Here is a 20,361-nt window from a genome sequence, read left to right on the forward strand (position 1 = left end):
AAGATGCAGTCGAGGGCCCGTCGGCGCTGCCGCTACATTACCAGGGTGGGCTGCGGCGCGGCGGGCGGTGCCCGCGTCAGCCGCCAGTCGATCCCCTCCAAAAGGCTCGCCAGCTGGCTCGCGGTGACCTGTACCCTGCCGTCCTTCGCTCGCGGCCAGACGAACGATCCGCGTTCCAGGCGCTTGTAGAAGAGACACATCCCCTGACCGTCCCAGAATAGCACCTTCGCCCGGTCGCCACCCCAGTTGCGGAAGACGAAGACGTGGCCGCTGAGAGGATCCTCCTTCAGCACCGATACCGTCTGCGCCGTGAGCCCGTCGAAGCCCCGGCGCATGTCGGTGACGCCCGCCGCCAGCCATACCTTCGTGCCGACGGGAAAGCTCAGGCTCATGCCTCGAGCGCCTTCGCCAGGCGCGCCAACCGCTTTGGGTCGATCGACATCGGCACGGAAAGACGACGCCCGCCTGCAAGTACGATCTCAATCCGATCAGCGCGCGCTCCCGCAGCGTCGCTCGGCCTCTCGCTCGAGCCGGGCAAGGCTTCCGGCTGCGCCACCTCGACGGGGACGAAGCCGAGCGGCTCGCTTCGGAACGGCACCCGACCGTCGCGCTCGCGGAACGTCTTGCGCCATGAGAACAGCTGACCCGGCCCGAGCTCGTGGCGGCGTGCTACCTCGCACACCGTCACGTCCGGATCCTCGCTCTCCTCGACGATCCGACGCTTCACCGCCTCCGGCCAGTGCCGGCGACGACGCCCCTCGATCACCACCATCCCGTCCATCCACCCGCGCGTAGCCTCCTCAGTAGAACTTCTACTGAGTAACCCTAGGCGCAGCAGGTCCGTAAGGCGGTGATGGCCGGACGCTTACTAGGAATTCGCCTTTGGCAGGAGGCCTTTGCGGAGGAACCCCACTCTGTAACGGAGGACTGGTGGTGCGGAGGAGGAGCTATCTATCCGCCGTTCGCTATATCCGCGTTCCACGCGCTTTGATTCCCTAGCCGCGTCCCTGCCCACTTTCCGCAGACACACCAAGACGAGCCCCTAGGTTTGGTCGACTCGCCTACGAGGATCCAGCCGCCTAATTCGCCCTAACCACCGAACGACCGCAGCACTCGCCAGCTGCAAGTCACCCACCGAGAGCACCGTGGCAACTCCGGCGAACAAGGCCAAGGCTATAACCACAAAGCCGGTGGGGATATCGAGTCGATCTAAAGAGCTCAGGGCGACCATCTGAGCACCAGCTATACCGACTGCTACCAGCGCCGCCCGGATGAACCGGTAACCAACTGCACGCTTCACGTTAAACTGAAGCCGAACTTGGCTGATGTCGAAGCGATCACCATTACTTATTCTACTATAAACGCTAATGTTTAGCCCTACTAACCGATCGGGCATTTCGTCTTTTATTCGAAAGACGAATGGAACCTCATCGTACTCCGCCTCGCATTTGTGTACGGGCGGCGTATCGAACGTCAGGAAGTCGCTTTCGGAATGGACCTCAATCCAGAACGGTTCCCAATCTGCATGCGAATTCGTCCTTCCCAAATAGTGGTAGAGCGAAAGCTCGTAGGAACTCCCAGCCCGCAACGAGGTTTCGACTTTCGAGCCGTTTGCAAGCTCTTTGAGACCGACAACGCTCGTGAAGAGATACTTGCCATCTCTGAAGGCATTGCCTTCAGCAAGTGCCCGCACGGTCGATTCGAAAGCGGCTAATCGGCCGTTCGCATCAGCGGTAGTGTCGCCAAACCATTGATCATCAAACTGATGAGTTTCCGCGACCCAAGAACCGCTGCGTTGAAGTTCTTGCCCCTGCTCCGGCTTCCAACCGGGCAACTCATCGATTGTGCGGGACGCGGGGTAGCGTGACAGATCGTTCTGTCCGTCAGCATCCCAATTTATGTATCGAAGGACTTCCAACTTGATGATGTACGACGTTCCACGCTGATTGACCTCGACGATGCGAGCCTCGCGAACGGGGAAGATGATTGGATCCTTCGATGGGTCGGTGTCATCTAAGTAGCTGAGATAAGCTACGTCGTTATCCAGTTCATCCGTCTTCGCCAGAGTCTTGAAGGTGTTACTGACGATCGCACTCTCGTAGCGGAACTGTATGACGTTACCTTCCGGTAAAGCGAGTGCTCGGACTACGTTTTCGAGATAGAGCCGTCGGGATCCAGAAGAACAGAAGACCCAGCACCGTGGACTTTCGCCCTCGGAGTTCACTTGCTTTCGGTCTCGTGCAATCTCTCCGGCGAGTTCCCGGCGCAGCTCCGCGTCAGAGGACAAAATGTGGCTGCCCTTCCTTTGCTTCCCATCGAAGGTGCGTCCATTTGAATGGAATGAAATGAGAGATGCCAGCGCTATCGAAGATGCGATGGCCGGCATCCGTCACGTTCAGGCACAACGGTTCGTCAACGCGGATCGTGGTCCCGTCCGAGAATGTATAATCGCGCCATTTCTCACTCGATATATCGGTGAAATCCAAACCCGATCGGTTACGAAACGTGGGCGTCGCAGACATTTCGACCTCCTAGAACGTAGCACGAACATGCGACCTTCGTTGCCCAGATACAACGACTGTAGCTGCCAAATTCCGCCAGTAGCGCTCTCAACGCAATGGCATGGGCTGCGGGTGTAGTAGCTTCAGCTCCGCGCCAAATCGGAAGCGCGGTTTCGAACTAAAGTGCCAAGCGAACTTCGACAGCGATCTTTGCCGTGGCGACTAGCCTTCCATCTCGAGGGCGAGTTGCCCGTCAACATCAGCATGAAGACTCGCCTTCACCGTGGCGGGACCGAGGCAAGCCAACGCTGCGAGCGTCTCAGCGCGTCGAGCGCGCTGCGCTAGCCACCGGTCGCGCCATGCAGTACTAATAGCCGCGGTCGTAGCGCCCCTTCGCGACGGTTTACCCATGCCAACTAATGCGTCGGCCGAACCATGCCCCAACTCACATGCGTAGAAGATCCTTGGCGTCGCATGGTTTAAGACGTTATTCGCTCGCAAACCGAGCGCCTCCAGTCCTTCTCGTATTTGCCGGAGGCGTGGGCTCGTCCCTTCTCCAAAGCGGTTGTTCACCCGCCTCGCGCTGTGCCGTTCAAGGGCGATCTCGCTCAAGGCAGCGAATGTATGATTGCTCAAATGTAGTGTACCGAAACCCTGCGTGAGACTTCGCCCAATCTTCCTCCATCTAATATCCGATCGGAGTTCACCGTGTTGCTCAGCTTTGAGGCGTAGTCTGTTGTATTGACTTGAGGAAGCGCCAAACAAACTCGTCGTTGTGAGAACTTGTAGATTCGCTGGCTTCCTGATCGGCCGACCGGCCATTTGCGATGCGATCACGCTCACCTGTCCACCGTATCGAGTGGCGTAGGCGCGGCGGACTTCGTTTGATGTCATCAAAAGAGCGACGAGCTTACCGCCGATCAACTCGTTGTAGGGCGCCACCGCGCCGCATACACTTAAATCGGCTACTTGGCTCGATAGCCCGGCTTTGCGAAACTCTGCGAGCACCGTATCGATCGCCCGCTGCCCATCTGAATCAGAGAACAGACGCTTCAGAGCCTGAGTCGGACGGGCAGTGAGTTCTGCTTTCTGAAAAGCAATGCGAGCAGCAAGCAACTTTGCGAGCACCTCCGCCCTTTTGCGCAGAAAGAGAAGGTCTTCAGACGCGGCGATCCAATCGACGTCGCCAGCAGCACCATCCACGCGAATGCCGCGCTGGGGTTTCGGCTTCTCACCGCTTTCTTGGCAAGCCTCATGGTAGGCGCGAAGCTGACGTTCGCGCTCGAACGCTGCGCCCGCGGCACGTTGCTCAAGCCGTGCAACGATAGCGTCCGTAGGCTCAGCAATTTCCTGCTCTGTCAGAAGGTCATCGCTTCGAACTTCTGCGATCGAGGCATCGAGGCGCTCTCGCAGGGTCCGAGCGAACGATCGGCTACCCCAATGCCCGTTCTCTATTCGGGCCTGGGCGTCGTCACGCAGCCAGCCGATCCAACTGTCCCGGACCGATAACCGCATGACCGGGCTTGCAAGCATGGCAATGCCCATAACCGGCCGATTTGGGCGCGCTGCGTTACGTACAAGGAAGCATAGCTGGCGTCCGGGCACAGATCGATATTCATGTGCCCAAGTATGCCGGAAGTAGCGCCAGATATCGAGGAGCGGCAGACCGGTCTCCGGACATCTGGCTTCAGGAGTGCAGACTTCAACGATAGGATCGATGACTCGCGCAAGTGCATCTTTCCGTTCGTCGGACGGTACGGCGTTCGCTTCCTCGAGTGCCCTTGCGAGGTCGCGGCCGTCGTCAACAAGGTCAGCAACTGAGGTGAGCCCACCTGTGCCGCGATCCTTACGTCGCTCGACCCTGCGCAAGAAGGCGCGGGTTGAGGGTTCCGCAAGTTGCTCGAACCGCCCTCGGCGCAATGCGCGCCTGACACGCTCCTTGGCAGCGTCCCGGTCTTCGCCGTCAAGCAAAGCACTGCCCGGCGCTTCGAACACGACCCGGTCGTGTTCGAAACTGAGGGCCCAGCCTTGCTCGCAGAGGTCCGCTGCCACCAGACAAAATGCGCGTAGTCGCGAGCTCGACGGATCGCCAGCATGCCGCCTGGCGAGATCGCGCAGTTCCGATGCGAAACTCGTCGTGCCTGTCGGCGCGACGCCGAAGATAGCTCCTATGCGAGCGCGCTCGCTGGCCCCCAGGAAGGGGACGAGTTCGCGAATCGGCTCGACCTTGGTGAGGCGCTGGCTAATCATTTCCTCCGTCTCGGACCCGGATCTCATCGTCCGGGACGAACGGCACGCTAAGCAGACTCTTCCGCCCACGCCAGTAGCCCGAACTCCTCGTTCTCCTCAGCCGGCTCTCGCACGAAATGGCGCGCCATCAACGCCAGCGCGTAGTCGAGTCTTCCAGACCACTCTTTCACCGCATCCCTAGCAGCGATCTCATCGGAGTAACCAGATACTTCACCTTTCGGGTCGAGAAACGTGTCCGCCATGGTGAACAGTAGTACCTCAAGCGCCGATCGGCTGGCAGCCGTTGTTTGCGGCCCGTCATACAGGACTTCGTAGAAGCGATGAGCCGCGTTGAGGTGCAGGAGAAGCACCCGTTGGTCCGCCCGTCCTTCTGATCGTGACATCCAGAAGAACGGCGCGGCCGGGTCGTGCTCGATGGAGACCGATCGATCCCAACGCGACACGCTCGCGGATGACGTTGCTTCTCGATCGGCAAGTAAGACGACTTCGCTCGCGACCTGTCCCGTCCTACCACTCTCGCGCAGCCCGGCAGCGTACCGCGCCGCTTTTGCCTGGCGGACACGTGCGCGCAGTTGTTCGATCGCCTTTGGCATCCCTGCCGCCTGCAACGCATCCCACACAAAGTCGGAAACGGTGACTTGCTGCTTTGACGTCGTCACACCGAACTGCTCGTCGAGAGTAGCCGAGAACTCGACCTCAGCGCGTACGTAGCGGTCGTTGTTGATGAAGCTGGTCCATGGCGTCCGGGCTTGGACGTCGACGAGGCGGCCATTCCGACTGAATAGGACTCCATGGTATGTCTTCATGACATCGAAACGCTCGTTCGCATTCAAACCTACCGCATCACGAGTTTTTTCCTTCGAACCGAAACTCGGTGGGAGCCAGGCATAGCGCACCGTTATCGCGCCGAGGTATTCGCCAGTGTCCGGTGCGCTGAGTTCTAGTCTGATTGAATCGAACGCCGTTGCTCTGTCGTCATCGAGTTCGAACAAGGCCTGTCCCCCTGTCAGGAAGAGAGGATCGATCGGCTCGACATACGTACCATCTACGTAGAGGTCCGTACGGTCGCGCAGCTTATGATAGGTCACCCCTACGCGCTGTGTGAGTCGCTCAACGAACCGCGTCCGACCCGGCCAAGGAAGCCGATCGAGTTTTTCTATGAGCACGACTGTGCCGGCGTGCCATCCGTCCGACCAAGCCGTTCTTATAATTTCCTGGAGATGGCACGGCAGCCGCGCGCGTTCGGCGATGGGGACCACGATGTCCCCCTCTTTGTCGTGATAGGCACCCTCGGCGAGGTCGTCGAGGTCAAGCGTGACGGCGTAGAGGTCCCCGTGGGGAGGTTTGGAATAGACCGTAAAACGGCGCCCGAGACTAACAGCGGAGGACGGCAGGCCATAACCATAACGACCAAGACCTACTCGGTCCCCCTCCCGGTGTGTCCCGCCCCACGTGACGGCCAGGCGAATCATCTCGGGAAGCATGCCATGGCCGTCATCGATGACGGCCATGCTATCGGGACGGCCACGGTTACCGGGCGGACCAAGGACGACCTCAACTCGCTCAGCGTAGGCTTGGATCGAGTTGTCTAGGAACTCCGCGATCGCGTCTGCACTGGACCTGTAACCGATGTCGCGGATACCTCGAACAAAAGCCTCAGGCATGGTGAGACCGATTTTGCGCTTCTCGGCAGCCGTTGCGGCGTACTCACTCTGACGCTGGACTTCTGTTCTAGTTCGCCCTCCCCCACTCTGTCTGGGCCCGTTCACGCTGCGGCCGCCGTTACGGCGCGCAACGCCTTCAAGTGTCGGTTGAGAGCGTCCCTGGAAAGGCCCGCTCCTCTGGCCGCGTCTTGAAGCGTGTTGTCGTTCGCCAACAGGTCCACGAGCGCTTGGATCACTTGGTGCGAAGCATGACCGCGCAGGATGCGAACAAACGTGAGTTGCCACTCTAGACGATCGTACGCCGCAGTAGCTTGGGGATCAGGCGCGCTTGCCAACTGCGGACCATGTTCCGTAACTACGGAAACAAAGGCTCCTATGGCGTCCGCGTCGAACTTGTAGGCGACGTCTTCCCCATGCCTTCGCGTCCGTTCGCCTGGCGCCACGAACTGGCTTCCGATCGCACGGATCGCTGCCAGACTGGCCTGACGGATCATATAACGCCGGTTCGCAGGCAAACCGCGGATCGAGCCGCCACGCCACTCTAGTAGCTTAAGCCACACTTCCTGCCGGACGTCATCACCGTACCGTCTAGCCCAGTCTATCCCGCGCACTCTGTGCGCGACCTTGAGGGCATAGCGCTCCACATCAGTGATTAGTGCTGCGTCCAACGGCTGTTGTCCGCGGACGTATCTCTCCAGTCGGACCGCAAGGGTCCAGTCATTCTTACGGTTGTTCACCGTCGTCTCCTTCGCGACTGCATCATCTTCGTTCAGCACGAAGTCGATGCAGCGCTCCGGAGGGGCGTAGACGGCGCGTTGGCCGCGTCCTGCACTGGTTCGAGCTGTTAGTCTTCTTCAACCACCCTAACGGGTGAACGCGCGGCCAAGCAAACGTTCCGGTCAGCCGGCCGCGCGTCACGGCTTACTCAGCGGCGTGGGACAGCCCGTCGGCTTCCGAACCGTTCGACTCGTCCTCTTCCTCCTCTTCCCCGGCACGGGACGTACGGTCGAGTAAGGTCAGCCCTTTCGCGAGAAACTTGCTCCATTCATCCTCTCGTTGGGCCTTGTACCAATCCTCGCACTCGTCCGTACCGGCTTTGGCTTCGCCTACGCCAAGGGCGATGAGCAGAACGTCCAAGGCGTCCTTCGATGACGCCTGTGCAGGGTCATTCATCAGCGGCCCATACATCACGTCGAAGAACGGATGCGACCGGTTGATGATGATCGCAAGCTGGTTACCCTGCCATTCGGGTCGGTAGAACGGGCCGTACTTCTCGTCTTCGAACTGAATGACGTACGGCCTACGGCGACTCTCACGCTCGAGCGCATCCTTTGCGGCTTCTACAGACGTGTTCGCGATCTTCGCCTTCTTTGCCGCCGCCTCTTCGAAGCGTTCGCGGGCCTCTCCCATTTTTCGAGCAGATGGCTTCGCTCGTTGACCCGTTGAGGAAGAGACGGCCGCCGTGGCAGCTTCGCCCCTCGATGGCTCGTCGTTCTCCGCCTCGCTCTGGCGCCTCTTCTCCTCTCGAGCCTTCTTGTTGCGGATCGTGCGCTGCTGCCTGTTGGCTCTCTGCAGATGATCATCGAGCCCGATGTCATCGTTCGAAAGAAGTCGCCACAACTCCTCGACGGGCCTGACGGTTTGCTTGTCGTTCGTGATCCCAAATACTTCATCAAGGTCAGGATCGAAACGCAGCTCTGCTCCCCAATGGTAGGCGTATGATTGGAGCAGCGGCCAACTGCCGAGCCCCTTGCTCTCCTCTTTCGTGCTCGTGGGAAAGACGTCCACCGTCTCGATCTCGCGGTTAGCACGGACAAACGCCATCCCACGCCGCCCCTTCCTGATCTCGAAGCGCGCTTTGGCGTCGGCAGGTGCGTCCTTCTTGTCACCGACCGCGAAGCCGTACGGAAACTCGGACACTCGAATCTGCACCGCTCCCAGTGCAAGAAGACCTTCCTCGTTCGGATCGATGTCAGCGATGCTATCGTAGGCGTCGAGATGATACTCGCCTTCCTCACCTTGCCGGTAGGCGACAGCGATATCGCGTATCATTGTCTGCTCTGCACCGCCGTCTTCCGACGAGACAAACAGACGGGCGGAGGGCATCAAGAACAAAGGGTCAATCGGCTCTAGAGCTCGACCATCAACGAAGATCTGGCATTGTTCCAGCATGTACCGGTAGGTCACGCCGAAATCCTGCATAAGGTGCTCGCGCAGATTCGCCGCGGTCCGGAACGTCAACCGATCAGGGTCCTGCCACACGACGACAGTCCCGTGATCCAGACGAATGCCTTTCTCGTCCAGGTAGCGCTGGACGAAATCGGGCAGATCAGCGTCCACTGGGGCACCGATCCGCTGCTCGCCGAACTGCGGCACCTCTCGTGCATCGAGCATCGTCTTGCTGAACGTTTGGGCATCGTCGGTCTTGGTGTAAACTTCCACCAGTCTGGTCTGATTGATTGATGCGTTCGGCAAACCAAAGCCGAACTTGCCGATCGTGCCAGGCTCGTCGAAATGCGTCCCAGCGCCCCATGACAGTGCGTAGCGTGCCATCTCGGCGAGCATTCCTGCTCCGTCATCGATGAAGGCCACGGCAGTCACAGCGTTCTTCCGCTGCCCCTTCTCGCGCGTCTTCACCGTCGGCAAACGAAACACGACGTGCACATTCTCTGCGCCTGCTTCGATCGCGTTGTCCACGATCTCACGCGCTGCTGCTGCTGTGTTGCGGTAACCGCTGCGCCGCTGAGACTCGAGGGCATGCTGACCGTTAAACAGGGGGTAAGTGTAATCTTCCGGCAACCGGTCAAGGTACTTCTGCTGACGCTCGACCTCGGTCAGCAGGCGGTCGCTGGTATCGGTATTCTTAGCCATCTCAGTTCTCCTGAACGTTGGCGGCGCGTTGGCCGCGGAGTAGACCCGTGGCTGCTGGGTCCAGAAGATCATGGCCGACCAAACCGAGAAATGTGCGCTCGGAACTGGAAAAAGAAAACGATGTCCGCGGCGCAGCGTGTTTGTGGTGTCGATATCGAGGCGGAATCAGTCCGCTAGCCTCGCTCCGGCTCCGGCCTCGCGCTGCTGGTCATCGAAGTATCGCTGGGCAGCTTGCACCGTGCGGTGCAGGCTGTACCGCATGGCGGCTTCGATCGGCACGCCCCGTAGGCTCGCCTCGGTCATGTAACCGGACCGAAGCCCATGGGCCGAGTAGTCTGCTGCGTCTAAGCCGACGGACTTGCAGCGACCCTTGAGAACGTCGGCTACGGCATCACCCGTCAGACCGGAACGGCCGACATTGCCCCAGCGGTCTATGGGACGGAAGATCGGCCCCGTCGCCGCCCCGTGGGGATCGATACCGGTGAGCCGATCGAGCCAAGCCTCGAGCCAGCGTAGAGGTCGTCCAGTGACAACGACGAAGGCGCTGTGCCTTGCCTCGCTCGTCTTCGTCCGACCAAGAGCGATCCGGACTCCCCTGAACACGCTTCCGTCGTCCTGCACCAGTTCCGTTCGTTCGATCCGTTCGATGAGCAGCCGGCCGAGTTCGGACCGCCGCCGCCCTCCGCTCGCGAATGCAACGAGTAGCAGCGCGTTGTCGCGGAGGGTCCGGACATCCGTCCAGGGAGTCGGCTCATGGGTGCCGACGAGGCGGTCGAGCACATCGCGCGTTACGGGTTTCCGGGACTTCCGCTTCGGAGGCCGGTCCTGCGCGGTCGTCGCGGCGCGAAGCGCCAACCTCAAGGCTTTCGAGCCGAGGGCGTCTTCGTGACCGCGGACCGCATGTAGCGTCCGCCAGGATGACAAGCGGCGACTCACCGTCGAGGGCGCGTGGGGCAGCGAGCCGCGGAGGGTGCCCTTCGTTCGAAGGGCGGCTTCAACCCCAGCCGGCATGCCGTGGCTTGGATTCCGTTCGCGTTCCGCCGCGAGGAAGAGGTGATGGGAGACGAAGCGGAGCGCCGTCTCGTCCGGGGCGGGCCAGGGCAGCCTCGCGCCGTCGTAGGCGGCGGCGTGCCAGGCTTCGAGGTAGCCGAGGTCCGAGGCGACCGAGCGGAGAGTGTTCGGGGACGCGGCTGCTCGGGCAAGCGCGCGGAGGGTATCGACGTCGTCCGGGGTCAAAGAGCCGGCTAGTCGCTCCGCCGATTGGAGAGGGACGAACGCCACGAGGTCGTTCGCGAGGCGAGCCGCCCCGTCCTCATGCTTCTGGCCCATCGCTGAGTCCGCCCTTCTCGCTGCTGAGCCAGAAGCACTCGGCTCGTCGTTCGATGGCTACTGCCCAGACCGGCTGAGCAGGTGCTTCTATGGCGTCTTAGCCGCCTACGCATGAACCTTACACCGCTCCCGATAAGGGGGTCTTATCGGGAGCTAGGAAAGCACCGCGGACTTGTCGGTTATATTTGAAGCTAAGGCGCTTCGCTCTACTGTCTCAGTGCGCCATTGCAAGCGAGTTAGGTTTGCCCGATGGTCTTTCGCACTAACTGACTGTTCGACACGCTAGGGTCGTTCGTCCACTCAATCGCTATCCAGTTGGCGGTAGTACCCTGGAAGCGAAGCTTCGGGACAGACGGCTCGGACGCCGCAGTCGTCTACTGCGCAGTGGGTTGTTCGGACAGTTACCGCGCACACCGCCTGTCATCATACGTACCAGCTATGGTCGTTCCGCTCCGTCAAGGAGTGCTTGGAGGCCGGGCCCATGCTGCCCGAGCGGTAGCCTGCAGGTCGCATGTCCTTCGCCTTCCAAGCGCCGACGATGCCGTCGATCCAACGCCAGGCGGCTTCCTGCTCGTCCCGCTGGACGAACAGCGCCGGGTTGTCGTTGAGCGCATCGAGGATCAGCTGCTCATAGGCGATGCGGCGGCGGGCCGAGTGATGCTCGGCGAGCGACAGGTTGAGGCCCAGCTCCTGCAGCGGCATGCCTTCGGCCGTCAGGCCCGGCTTCTTGTTCATGATCTGCAGCGTGATGCGCTCTTCGGGCTGCAGGTTGATGATGAGCTCGTTCGGGTTGGTCTCCGCCCCGAAGATCGAGTGCGGCACCTCGCGGAAGCGGATGACGATCTGCGTGTTGCGCTCGGCCATGCGCTTGCCGGTCTCGAGGTAGAAGGGCACGCCGGCCCAGCGCCAGTTCTCGACCTCCGCGGCGATCGCGACGTAGCTCTCGGTGTCCGAGTCTTCGTTCTCGACGTCTTCCTTGTAGGTCGAGGCCTTGCCGCCCGTCTCGTCGTAGCCGCCTTCATACTGTCCGCGGACGGTCTTCTGCTCGACGTTCTCCGGCGTGATCGGGGCGAGGGACCTGAGGACCTTCACCTTCTCGTTGCGCACGCTGTCGGCCGAGAGGCTCGTAGGCGGCTCCATCGCGACGAGGCAGACGAGCTGCAGAAGGTGGTTCTGCACCATGTCGCGGATCGCGCCGTACTCGTCGTAGTAGCCGCCGCGCCCCTCGGCACCGACCGTCTCGGCGATGGTGATCTGCACGCTCTCGATCGCCTGCGCGTTCCAAAGCGGCTCGAATATCCTGTTGCCGAAGCGCAGCGCGATGAGGTTCTGGACGGTCTCCTTACCGAGGTAGTGGTCGATCCTGAAGGTCCGGTCCTCCGAGAACGCCTCGGCCACCGTCTCGTTGATCTCGATGTTGGACGCGAGGTCCGAGCCGATCGGCTTCTCGACCACGATCCGGTTCGGCGCGCGGGAGAAGCCGTTCGCCTTCAGGCCCTGACAGACCGCGCCGAAGATCGAGGGGCTCGTCGAGAGATAGAAAACGATCTCCTCGCACTCGTACTCGTCGAGCCGCTCGCGCAGGCGCCGAAAGTCTTCAGAGTGGTTCGCATCGACCGAAATGTAGGAGATCCGCTTGGCGAAATCGTCAGAGACGGAGTCATCATAGTGCTCGCCGACGCGCTCCTTCACCCAGGCGCGCACCTGCGCTCGGAAGGCATCATCCTCGGACGATCGGTGGGAGGTGCCAACGATGCCTTGATCGTCCCTAAGGAAGCCTTCGGCATGCAGGCTGTAGAGCGAGGGGAACAGCATGCGGCGCGACAAGTCGCCGGTCGCGCCGAACAGGACGAAGGTGCAGGTTGTATCCATCTCAGCTTCCCAATGGTTCACTACTGCTAGGGCCTACTTTCCTAGCTATCCGAGGCGGATGGGCGGACGGACAAACGAGGCTAGGGCGTCAGAGGCCCAAAGTGCACAAACGCCAGGCAGACCGTAGAGCTCGGCTTGGTGCTGCCGGTACAGTAGCGCATGTCCGAGACGCGCCGCTGAACCTTTGATGAGCGAAGCTCCGAATACTCCGTGCCTGCCGAGCGTGCCCCAAGCATTGTACTGGCCAAGCGAAACCAAGGAGCCACGCTCACGATATTCGAATGCCTCGACGTCGCGCCCTTCCAAAAGACGCGAGATCTGTTCGACCACATGCCGCCCCTGTTGGCTTGCTACCTGTGCCGTTGGCGGAAGCGGCCGACATGAGCCCGGCGGGATGAAGCTTGAACAATCCCCGATCGCGAAGATCGCGTCTGAACGCGTCACTTGAAGCGTTGGCTTCACAACGAGTTGGCCGTTGGCCTTGCGTTCGAGGCCGGAAAAGCCCTCGGGTATGTCCTCCGATCGTATTCCTGCAGCCCAGACCCGGAGGTTAGCAGCGATCCGTCCGCCGTTGTTCAGCGTAAATCCGTCGTCGTCCGCAGCGACTACCCGCGTATCGGTGTATATGCGAACGCCGATCTGACGTAGCTGATCAGCCGCCGCGGCGGAAATGGTCTCGGGAAAGGAAGACAGTAGTCGCGAGCCGCTTTCGATCAGAGTGATGCCTAGCTGGGGTCTAAGGTTCTGAGTGCCGTAAGCCCGTCCGATATCGAGTAGCTGGCTAACTTCCGCCGCCAGTTCGACGCCCGTTGCGCCGCCACCGACGATGGCCAGTTCAAGGCGTCGATCGTAGGACGCCGCCTGAAGCAGTTCGCCATAGAGTCGATCGTTGAAAGCGTTCGCTGCGGGTAAGTCGTCGATGAAGTGGCAATGCTCGGCGACCCCTCTGATGCTGAAATCGTTCGCGCGGCTGCCGATCGCGATGACAAGGTAGTCGTACTCTACACGACGCTGCGGCGCGACAGGACGACCCCCGGGATCGGTGAGCGCTCCGACCGTTATGCATCCTGCCTCGCTGTCCACGCCGTCCAACGGCCCAGGAAGGAAGCGGAACCCTGCCCTCGCCGCTTGGTGGACGAACGGAAGCTGCTCGTCCTGCGATCGCCTCGTTCCCGCGGCGAAGGTGTGCAGCATGGGCTTCCATACGTGCGCAAAGCTTCGATCCACGAGGGTGACGTTCGCGGCGCCGCGGCGTCCGAAGCGACGCCCGAGTGCGGTGGCGACCGATAGGCCGGCCACTCCTCCTCCTACGACGAGGACGGACGGTGCGGGTCCCCGATGAGCAGCTGTTCTGACCATCAGAACCGCACCGCCACGCTGAGGGCACCAAACCGCTGTCCGTCGGTCTGACCTTCATACTCCTCACCGCGCCAGACGTGCGTGTAACCGAGTTGCCAACCATTGAGACGCCAGACGAAGCCAGCCTGCGTCTCACCTACGAAGGTCTCCGGCTCGACTGTGATCCCGTCGTCGTCGTCGAAGAGAGACCCTTCGAGCGTGATGTCGTGAGCGACTGCCCGTCCCTGCGCTCCAAAGAATGCGTAGAAGCCGTTCGGCTCATCCGGACTGAAATATCCAACTCCGGCAGACGCTGGGCGGATGCGAGGCGGGCCGAAGTCGTCAGAGAGCCCAGTGCCGATGCGTAACGTCGCGCCGAGCTTGGCATCCGTCCGGATGTTACCGAACGCGATGCCCGCGTTCGGTGTGAAGTCAATGTCTAGGCCTCGGATCTCACGCACAAGATAACGGCTCTTCAGCTTACGGTCTAAGCTGAGGACGAACCCGACCTCATTGCCGATCTGATTGTCCCAGCCCTCTGCGTCCTCGCCGCCAATCAGGTCATGGAACCCGTTCTGAACTTCCTCGCCGAGCGCGTTCGGCCCGACCGTGCCAAGCTGAAAAGTGAGTTGATCGACTCGTTCTTCCCCGATCCGAATGAGAGAGTACTCACCATAAAGCCAAGCAGCGTAGGGTCGCTGGCCAGGCAGAGGCAACGCGGTATCCGTGTCCTCCGGGGTGTAGAGGTTCTGCCCGAGCGCGAAGCCGTAGATGACCTCATCCCGTTCCGGGCGCGCTCTCAAGATGCCGCCCGCAAAGTCGTAGTGGGTACCACCCGGATCGGCTTCAGCGAACCGGGCGAGCCTCGCACCGTTCGTGTAGTTTTGGTCCGTGCTCGCGAACCAGTCGTTCTCGATCAAACCAGACCAGACACCACCGGGCCTCTCAGCCGCTTCTTGGCTAAGAGCTGCGACGGGAACGACGCAAGTGATCGCCGCTGAAGCGTAGGCGATGGCGGAACGAAGCATTTAGGCTTGCCTTCTAATTCAAAGAATCCGGCCCGACGGATTTTTAAAACCGTTAATTCGTTGACGTAAAGCGTCGAACCAGCACTACGCCGGTTCGGAGGATGTTCTCTTCGGCCTCACTGCGCCGAACGAGCGGACTCCGTGCGGCGTCTCCTAGAACCCGCTCGTAGTTCGCGAAGGCCCCGATCGCGTATCGGTCACCGATGGGTGTCATCATCAAGAAGCCCGCCCCAACGGCTTGGAATCCTCCGTCAGGCTCGAATCCATCGATCCCCGTCGCTGCCTCTTCAGCTTCGGTCACGCCGTAGTATGCGCGTGCCCGACGGTCGCCTCCCGCTCGAGTGTAGACCGTAGACTGAAGTAGACCGATCCGCGTGATGTCGCGACGGGCGAGCGACGCGTAATAGGCGAAGCCATCCGAAGCGCCGGTTACATCTCGCTCAATCCGGCCGCCCACGACGAAGTTAGCCGGCAGCCGCGTGAACGCATAGCCCGTGAGATCGACACCCGTGCTCGGTCGGTCAAGCCCTTCCACATCCGAATCGAGCGTATAGCTCGGCCTCAGTTGAGCGCCCATTCTCAGGCGGTCTGTTTTGACGACGTTGTACCCCACCCCATCCAGAAGGTTCGCGTAGACACGGTCACGATGGGAGAAGGAGACCCAAGGTGTGAAGTTGAGCTTGTAGGGATCGTCTCCAAGCGGAGCGAAGCCATAGACACCGCCGCCGCCCACTTCCAAGTTCCAAGTCGTGTCATCCAGGATGCGCTCGAAAGGCTGGGTCTGGGCCTCAGCGACGTCCATGGCGATGGCCGTCGTAGCCAAAACGCTGGCTGCGATCACGCCGAGCTTCGTCCTGAAGCCGCACGGATATCCTACGCAGAAGGATCTACTCAGACCGGAGGCCTGTCCTATGCCCCTCCCTCGGCTGCGATTCATCGGAATCAAGAACATTCAGCTCTCCATGGCCAGGCGTTGCAGAAGATCCTCGATGCTTTGAGGTTCCGACGCGCCGGCGTCGCCCCCACCGAGGGCGAGATAGAGCCCGACGAGGTTTTCGAGTTCGGCCCGGCGGAGACCGATCAGATCGCGTTGCGCCGCAAAAAGGTTTCGCTCTGCATCGAGAACTTCGAGATAGCGAGACTGTCCCTCATCATACCGTAGGCGAGCGAGATCCGCGATGCGAGCGAGAGCTGCTACCGTCCGTTCCGCGACCGCAATCTGCTCAGCCAGAAGGCGTCGACCGGCGAGAGCGTCCGCAACATCTCTGAAGGCGGACTGCACGGCACCTTCATACTCTGCCACTTCGGCAATTGTCCGCGCCCGGGCCACATCGAGGTTCGCGCGCCGGCGGCCGCCGTCGAAGATCGGCAACGAGATGGAGGGGCCGAAGTTCCACGCGAAAGTGGAGTCCTCGAAGAGATCGTCGAGTTCGGACGAGGCGTAACCCGCAGACCCCGTCAAGGAGATCGAGGGGAAGAAGGCGGCACGTGCAGCTCGTACACTCGCTTGGGCCCCCTCGAGCCGCAACTCGGCTGCCGCAAGGTCGGGTCGGGCGAGAAGAAGTTCTGACGGTATCCCCGCGTCTAGCGCTCGAACGACCTCGGCTCCATCAAGACTGCCCGACACGAGTTCGTCCGGTGAGATGGGTGCACCGACGATGGCGGCGAGGCTGTTGACCGCACGGGCACGCTCAAGCCGCTGTGCGCTCAACGACCCTTCCGCCTGAAGCACCAAGGCTTCATTCTGCCGCAAGGTTAGCTCCGATACAGCGCCGGCACGGTAACGCCGCTGGGCGATCTCGTAGCCGGTCTTCCGGCTCTCCAGCGTGGCCTCGGCCAGGGCGATCGCCTCGTTCGCCTCGGCGAACGCGAAGTAGGCGCGTGCCGTGTCGCCGATGACGGAGAGTCGGAAAGCCCGCTGTGCCGCGACCGTCGCGAGGTACTCTGCCCGCGCAGCCGCGCTAAGGTTACGGACCCGTCCCCAGAAGTCGAGTTCGTAGCTTGGGATCGCCACGTTGACGTCGTAGCGGGTGAAGGTCAGCGCTTCTTCCCCCCCGAGGAGCCCTTCGCCGAGTTCTTCAGCCACGTCGTAAGACCCTAAAGGGATCCGTGAACGATTACCTCCTGCACTCGCTTCGACGTTTGGAAGGCGAGCGCTGCGCTCGATCCGATACCGGCCTCTTGTTTCGAGGATGCGCGCCGTCGCGACTCGAAGGTCGCGATTGTTTTCGAGAGCGGCTTCGATGAGGCGTTGCAACGTCTCATCACGGAAGAACTCTCGCCATCCGAGGGTCTCAACCGCGACGTCTCCGCCCGAAGCGCCTCTATAAGCGTAGCCCGCGATGGCGTCGTCCGCTTCGTAGTCCTCATAGGGAACGGTGGCACAGGCAGTGACAAGAGTGAGACAAGCTACGCCTGCCAACAAACGCCCCCCACAACTGCGCTTCGGCACACCTCGATCACGCTTCATCGGTATTGATCCTGAAGAAGATTGCGTAGAGGGTCGGCACGGCGATGAGCGTCAGCACGGTCGCGAAGGCGAGCCCGCCCATGATCGTCGCCGCCATGTCGGCGAAGAAGACGTCGCCAACGAGGGGAGCCATCCCGAGGATCGTCGTCACCGCCGCCAACATGACGGGCCGAAGACGACTGACACTCGCATCGACCAGCGCGCGGAAGCGGGGACGCTCGCTCGCGATCTGTGTGTCGATCTCGTCGACGAGAACGATCGCGTTCTTGATCAGCATTCCGGAGAGGCTGAGAAACCCAAGTAGGGCCATGAAGCCGAACGGAATGCCGGTCACGAGAAGGCCGACGGTCACGCCGATAATCGACATCGGAACGATAAGCCAGATGATTGTCGGTTGGCGGAGCTTCCCGAAGAGGAGGATCGTGATCAACACCATCCCGAGGAAGCTCAGGGGAATCTGTTGGAACAGAGCGGACTGTGCGTCACTGCTGTCTTCGTACTCCCCTCCCCACTCGAGCCCGTAGCCGGCAGGCAACTCGAGCGCGTCGATGGCCGGACGGATTTGGGAGAACGCGTCCACTGAAGTCACGCCTGCGATGGGATCAGCCTGGACCGTCAAGGTCCGAACACGGTCCAACCGACGAATGATACGGTCTTCGGTGCGCGTATCCAACGAACGAAGGAGGTTGCTGATCGGAACGTAGGCGCGTTGCAGATCGCTCCAGATCAACCGGTCTTCGAGCGCACGAGGATCGTCCCGCTCCTCGTCCGGCGCCCTGACGACGATGGGGATCAGGTCGTCTCCTTCGCGATAGAGACCGAAGGGGGTGCCGTCCGTCGCCAGCGCCAAAGCCTCGGCAACGTCCTGCCGGGTAATGCCAGCTATTCTCGCGCGATCCTCCGCCAGCACCGGAACGATCGTCGTAGTTCTCTGCCGCCAATCCGTCCGGATGTCCGTCAGGTAGTCTGCATCGTAGAACTCTTTCTCGACGCGGTCGGCGAGGATACGCAAGGTATCGGCATCCGGACCTAGCAGCCGCGCCTCGATCTTGGCGCCGCCGCCTGGCCCGAGGCGAACCCGCCTCGTCCTGACGGTCGCCGCTGGATGGGCTCCGCCAATCGTGTCGACGAGTGATCGTGCCAGAGCGTCGATGCGATCGGCGTCGTCGACACGGACGATCATCTGAGCGTAAGCGGGATTGGGGCGTTCCGGTTCGTAGGTCAGCGAGAACCGCAGTGCGCCCTGCCCTACGAACGAAGCAACGGAGGTCACCCCCTCGCGTGCACGCACCTCCTCCTCGATCTCACGGATATCTGCGGCTGTCGCCCGGATGTCCGTACCTTCGGCACGCCAGTAGTCGACGAAGAAGATGGGCGTCGCCGAGTTCGGGAAGAAGGACTGCTTGACGAAACCGAAGCCGAACACGGCTGCGCCAGTGGCGCCGATCAGGATTGCTACCGTTACCCAACGGGCCTGAACGGCGCGGCGCAGCACGGTCCGGTAGGCGGAGAACATGCGCCCTCGGTACTGCTCGGTGTCTTCGCCATCCGCCTGGTCACCACGCTTCAGGATATACGACCCGAAGAGAGGGGTGACCGTGATCGCGAACACCCAGGAAAGCAGGAGGGAGATGGTAATGACCGCGAAGAGTGAGAACGTGTACTCGCCTGTCGAGTCGTTCGAAAGACCGATGCCCGCGAAGGCGAGGATGCCAATGATCGTTGCACCAAGAAGCGGAACTTGCGTCTGCTTGACGATGGCACTCGCGGCCTCAACCGGCTTCTGACCCTTACGCATGCCGATCAGCATGCCCTCGCCGACGACGATGGCATTGTCGACCAACATGCCCATCGCGATGATCAGCGCACCAAGCGATATTCTCTCCATCTCGATGCCGAGAATGTACATGATCAGGATCGTCGCGATCACGGTCAGGAACAAGACCGATCCGATCAGGATTCCCGGACGCCAGCCCATGAATAGACATAGCACGCCGACAACGATCGCCACCGAAGTCAGAAGGTTCAGAACGAAGCCGTTCACCGCCTCCTCAACGATACGAGGCTGCTGATAGATCGGGTGCAACTCGATGCCGATCGGTCTTTGATACTCGAGTTCCGCGAGCCTGGCTTGCACCCGAGCGCCGACGTCGACGACGTTCGCAGTCGGTACTGCGGCGATACCCAGCCCGATCGCGCGTTGCCCATCGAAGTAGACGAGCTGATCTGGGATCGCGACCGGCTCACGGCTTACTTTCGCGACGTCGCCAAGCCTAACTGCCCCTCCGCCTTCACCGAGCAGGATCGACTCGCGTACCGCCTCCACACTGTCGAAGGCTCCGGTCGGCGCAACGCGAATGCTCTCGTCACCCACCCGGACCCGACCCGTCGGCTCGACCTGGTTCTGAACGGTCAATGGCGCGAACAGCTGTTCCGGCGGAAGGCCAAGCCGGGTCAGCTCGCCCTGCGCTACGTCCACATAGATCCGGTCGGGTCTCTGCCCGATCAGTTCGACCCGTGCGACGCCATCGACCGTTAGGAGGTCGCGGCGGAGCGTCTTCGCGTAATCGTACAACTCCTGCTCGGAATACCCCTCGGCCGTCAGCGCGAAGAACATTCCGTAGACCTGGCTGAAGTCGTCATTGACGATCACGGGTCCAGCGCCGGGCGGTAACTGCAACTCCGCCTGCCCAACCTTCCGGCGCAGTTCGTCCCAGACTTGAGGCAGTTCTTCACCGCCGAACTCGTCTCTGATCCTTACGCGGATCTCGGAGCGCCCTGGAACTGAACGGGACTCGATCTCGTCGAGTTGCCCGAGCTGTTGAATGTAAGTCTCGAGGGTCTCGGTGACCTCTTGCTCGACTTCGGTCGAGGACGCCCCAGGATACTCGGCGACGACGAACGCTTCCTTGATCGTGAAGGACGGATCTTCGAGTCGTCCGATGTTGAAGAACCCGAAGAGGCCACCGACGAGCGTGAGGACGACGATCAGCCAGACATAGAGGGGCCGCGTGATGGACCAGCGTGCGATGTCCATG

Annotated in this window: 14 protein-coding genes; all 14 read right to left on the reverse strand. The window is 61.3% G+C overall.

Annotated features, from left to right (window positions below):
- Nucleotides 1-32: 32 nt before the first annotated feature.
- The 14 genes from tnpB to IE88_RS0100935 all read right to left on the reverse strand — a co-directional run bounded on the left by tnpB (nucleotide 33) and on the right by IE88_RS0100935 (nucleotide 20,360).
- A complete protein-coding gene (gene tnpB / locus IE88_RS0100865) occupies nucleotides 33-392 on the reverse strand; it encodes an IS66 family insertion sequence element accessory protein TnpB (RefSeq protein ID WP_031549137.1) in 360 nt (119 codons plus the stop codon).
- The gene (gene tnpA, locus IE88_RS0100870; RefSeq protein WP_162178274.1) at nucleotides 389-772 is read right to left on the reverse strand and encodes an IS66-like element accessory protein TnpA; all 384 of its coding nucleotides are present in this window, start codon (nucleotides 770-772) and stop codon (nucleotides 389-391) included. The genes tnpB and tnpA overlap by 4 nt, the downstream gene beginning before the upstream one ends.
- Nucleotides 773-1,042: 270 nt before the next feature.
- A complete protein-coding gene (locus tag IE88_RS0100875) occupies nucleotides 1,043-2,386 on the reverse strand; it encodes a hypothetical protein (protein ID WP_156032275.1) in 1,344 nt (447 codons plus the stop codon).
- A gap of 337 nt (nucleotides 2,387-2,723) precedes the next feature.
- The gene (locus tag IE88_RS17735; protein ID WP_162178275.1) at nucleotides 2,724-4,751 is read right to left on the reverse strand and encodes a Druantia anti-phage system protein DruA; all 2,028 of its coding nucleotides are present in this window, start codon (nucleotides 4,749-4,751) and stop codon (nucleotides 2,724-2,726) included.
- Between the two features lie 47 nt (nucleotides 4,752-4,798).
- Nucleotides 4,799-6,415 (reverse strand): ATP-binding protein, encoded by a 1,617-nt coding sequence (locus tag IE88_RS0100890; protein ID WP_051881322.1) that lies wholly within the window; start codon nucleotides 6,413-6,415, stop codon nucleotides 4,799-4,801.
- Nucleotides 6,416-6,516: 101 nt separating this feature from the next.
- A complete protein-coding gene (locus IE88_RS18595) occupies nucleotides 6,517-7,191 on the reverse strand; it encodes a hypothetical protein (RefSeq protein WP_238319239.1) in 675 nt (224 codons plus the stop codon).
- 145 nt (nucleotides 7,192-7,336) lie between these two features.
- Entirely contained in the window at nucleotides 7,337-9,286 is a 1,950-nt protein-coding gene (locus IE88_RS0100900) for an ATP-binding protein (RefSeq protein ID WP_031549151.1), read from the reverse strand.
- A 165-nt stretch (nucleotides 9,287-9,451) separates the two neighbouring features.
- Nucleotides 9,452-10,615, reverse strand: a complete 1,164-nt coding sequence (locus tag IE88_RS0100905; protein ID WP_036766276.1) for a site-specific integrase — start codon at nucleotides 10,613-10,615, stop codon at nucleotides 9,452-9,454.
- 423 nt (nucleotides 10,616-11,038) lie between these two features.
- On the reverse strand, nucleotides 11,039-12,487 hold the full coding sequence (zwf, locus tag IE88_RS0100910; protein WP_031549156.1) for a glucose-6-phosphate dehydrogenase: 1,449 nt from the start codon (nucleotides 12,485-12,487) through the stop codon (nucleotides 11,039-11,041).
- Nucleotides 12,488-12,532: 45 nt separating this feature from the next.
- Nucleotides 12,533-13,846: an NAD(P)/FAD-dependent oxidoreductase gene (locus IE88_RS0100915; protein WP_036766279.1), complete on the reverse strand. Its 1,314-nt coding sequence runs from the start codon at nucleotides 13,844-13,846 to the stop codon at nucleotides 12,533-12,535.
- Nucleotides 13,846-14,853, reverse strand: coding sequence for a lipid A deacylase LpxR family protein (locus IE88_RS0100920; RefSeq protein WP_051881323.1), 1,008 nt, complete (start codon nucleotides 14,851-14,853; stop codon nucleotides 13,846-13,848). The genes IE88_RS0100915 and IE88_RS0100920 overlap by 1 nt, the downstream gene beginning before the upstream one ends.
- A 52-nt stretch (nucleotides 14,854-14,905) precedes the next feature.
- The gene (locus IE88_RS0100925; protein WP_031549161.1) at nucleotides 14,906-15,694 is read right to left on the reverse strand and encodes a MipA/OmpV family protein; all 789 of its coding nucleotides are present in this window, start codon (nucleotides 15,692-15,694) and stop codon (nucleotides 14,906-14,908) included.
- A 111-nt stretch (nucleotides 15,695-15,805) separates the two neighbouring features.
- Nucleotides 15,806-17,323: an efflux transporter outer membrane subunit gene (locus tag IE88_RS0100930; protein WP_081871320.1), complete on the reverse strand. Its 1,518-nt coding sequence runs from the start codon at nucleotides 17,321-17,323 to the stop codon at nucleotides 15,806-15,808.
- A complete protein-coding gene (locus IE88_RS0100935) occupies nucleotides 17,313-20,360 on the reverse strand; it encodes an efflux RND transporter permease subunit (RefSeq protein WP_031549165.1) in 3,048 nt (1,015 codons plus the stop codon). The genes IE88_RS0100930 and IE88_RS0100935 overlap by 11 nt, the downstream gene beginning before the upstream one ends.
- Nucleotide 20,361 lies beyond the last annotated feature (1 nt).

Source organism: Parvularcula oceani (assembly GCF_000733125.1).
Taxonomy (GTDB): Bacteria; Pseudomonadota; Alphaproteobacteria; order Caulobacterales; family Parvularculaceae; genus Parvularcula; species Parvularcula oceani.

Coding starts and splice junctions, on each gene's coding strand:
- IE88_RS0100900 (WP_031549151.1), bottom strand. CDS start 9,286: ATGGCTAAGAATACCGATACCAGCGACCGCCTGCTGACCGAGGTCGAG.
- tnpA (WP_162178274.1), bottom strand. CDS start 772: ATGGTGGTGATCGAGGGGCGTCGTCGCCGGCACTGGCCGGAGGCGGTG.
- IE88_RS0100905 (WP_036766276.1), bottom strand. CDS start 10,615: ATGGGCCAGAAGCATGAGGACGGGGCGGCTCGCCTCGCGAACGACCTC.
- zwf (WP_031549156.1), bottom strand. CDS start 12,487: ATGGATACAACCTGCACCTTCGTCCTGTTCGGCGCGACCGGCGACTTG.
- IE88_RS0100875 (WP_156032275.1), bottom strand. CDS start 2,386: ATGCCGGCCATCGCATCTTCGATAGCGCTGGCATCTCTCATTTCATTC.
- IE88_RS0100935 (WP_031549165.1), bottom strand. CDS start 20,360: ATGGACATCGCACGCTGGTCCATCACGCGGCCCCTCTATGTCTGGCTG.
- IE88_RS0100890 (WP_051881322.1), bottom strand. CDS start 6,415: ATGCCTGAGGCTTTTGTTCGAGGTATCCGCGACATCGGTTACAGGTCC.
- IE88_RS0100930 (WP_081871320.1), bottom strand. CDS start 17,323: ATGAAGCGTGATCGAGGTGTGCCGAAGCGCAGTTGTGGGGGGCGTTTG.
- IE88_RS17735 (WP_162178275.1), bottom strand. CDS start 4,751: ATGATTAGCCAGCGCCTCACCAAGGTCGAGCCGATTCGCGAACTCGTC.
- IE88_RS0100915 (WP_036766279.1), bottom strand. CDS start 13,846: ATGGTCAGAACAGCTGCTCATCGGGGACCCGCACCGTCCGTCCTCGTC.
- IE88_RS0100920 (WP_051881323.1), bottom strand. CDS start 14,853: ATGCTTCGTTCCGCCATCGCCTACGCTTCAGCGGCGATCACTTGCGTC.
- tnpB (WP_031549137.1), bottom strand. CDS start 392: ATGAGCCTGAGCTTTCCCGTCGGCACGAAGGTATGGCTGGCGGCGGGC.